The sequence below is a fragment of the Bartonella sp. AD328YNZD genome (assembly GCF_042196425.1).
Window position 1 is genome coordinate 1 of the sequence record NZ_JBHIQG010000460.1, and the last position, 1557, is coordinate 1557.

General features: G+C 39.9%; 2 protein-coding genes. Both read left to right on the top strand.

Annotated elements, in window-relative coordinates; all coding sequences use genetic code 11:
• The first annotated feature begins 257 nt into the window (after nucleotides 1-257).
• Nucleotides 258-764 carry a hypothetical protein gene (locus tag ACFIO3_RS12820; protein WP_375615514.1) on the top strand — a complete coding sequence of 169 codons (507 nt, stop codon included), beginning with the start codon at nucleotides 258-260 and terminating at the stop codon, nucleotides 762-764.
• A gap of 8 nt (nucleotides 765-772) precedes the next feature.
• The gene (locus tag ACFIO3_RS12825) at nucleotides 773-1324 is read left to right on the top strand and encodes a hypothetical protein (RefSeq protein WP_375607594.1); all 552 of its coding nucleotides are present in this window, start codon (nucleotides 773-775) and stop codon (nucleotides 1322-1324) included.
• Nucleotides 1325-1557: the final 233 nt, after the last annotated feature.

Here is a 1557-nt window from a genome sequence, read left to right on the forward strand (position 1 = left end):
ATGAGGTTGATCTGGGACTGAGGTTGATCTTGGCCGCGTGCTTGGCTTTCAATAGAACACCCTTCCTTGGGAAAAGGGATGTTTGGGCTTGTAAGCGCTTCATGTATAAGCGCGTATAAGGCAAGTGAACAAAATACATAGAGGGGAATTATAGTGCTTGCTTTACTCTGAGAAGAGTGCTAAGCGAATCTACCGCGCTGGTGGCGTGCTATCAAATATTGAAGAGTGGGAATTTTAGAAGTGGGGGGAGTATCCGTATGATCGAAGATAAATCACAACACCAATCTGCCCATAAGGGAGATAGGGCCTTTGTATCGCAGCCCGTGTTGGATCAATCAGAAGCTTTCAAAAAATGGACGGCTCTCTCAACAGGCGATTATATCATCATTTGTTGTTTGGCTATCCTCTTGTTGGTGCTTTTTTCCGCGTCTGCCTATATGAGCCCTTTGGAATTTTTTCACGTTATATCCAAAGAACAGCTCCAAGCACTGGGACAAATGAAACAAGAAAGTTTTCAGGAAAGTCTTAAACACCCATTCCAAAATCCTATAATTCAGCATGTTCTTGATGCGGGATGGAATAGTGTTTGGGCTTTTTTATGTTTCTTGCCGCAAATAATTTTTGGCGTTCTTTTTGGGTTGTTTCCGCTCTTTTTTGTCTTTAACGCCGTATTTAAACGGGATGTGAAGGAAATGATGCTACAATGGGAAAACTTACCAGAGCAGAAACAGCTAGACAATCAATCTCTTAACAGAAGACAATAGGGGGAAAAGTGAGCGCTTCTTTAATCATTGGAATGTTGATTGCCGTAGGGACGGCAATTTTTATTTGTTCTGCAATTTTTATGGTATTCCTTTCTACCGTGGTGACAATCGTTGCACTTTATTATTCGTTGATAAAACGGACAATCTTGTTATTGGTGACGCAGCGAAAATTAAAAAAGGGTGCAGCGCAGAATTTGAGGCATTATCAGGCAGAGGGTAGGGGACAGAATACAGTTCTTGCAACACAGTTGCGTGCCTTTTCTTTTCAAGAATCCTTGCTTCTCTCAAAAAAAGATTATTTTATGATCTTTTCTATCGCCTTCGTTATGGTTGCACTTAGCACAGGTGTTGTCGTTTTTTTTGCTTTTCTTCCAAAATCTGCGGTTTTTTTGCACAATTACGTGCCTATGATAGTGCTTCACTTTATTGATTTTGTCATGCGACTGCTGTCATGGGTCTGGACATGTATTGTTGTTTCTTTACCTGTCATTTTAATTCTCCATAGTCTCCTTCAGTATGGCGTGCAAGAAACAGTAAAGGAATTAGAAACATTTGTTTGAGCAGAGGATAAAAATGATGATTTCACATCAATGCAATAGGGAAAAAAAGGGAGCATTATGATGCAGCATTTGGCTTTTTTAGGGGTCGTTATCATTGCCATTTTAATGGTTATGGTTATGATCCGGCTTCCTTACTTGTTGACCAAATATATCAGATTATCTTTTAAACTCGCTCAAGACTTGAAAAAGAGTACAACGCAAAAAAAGCAAGCCATACAACAATTGCGTAATGA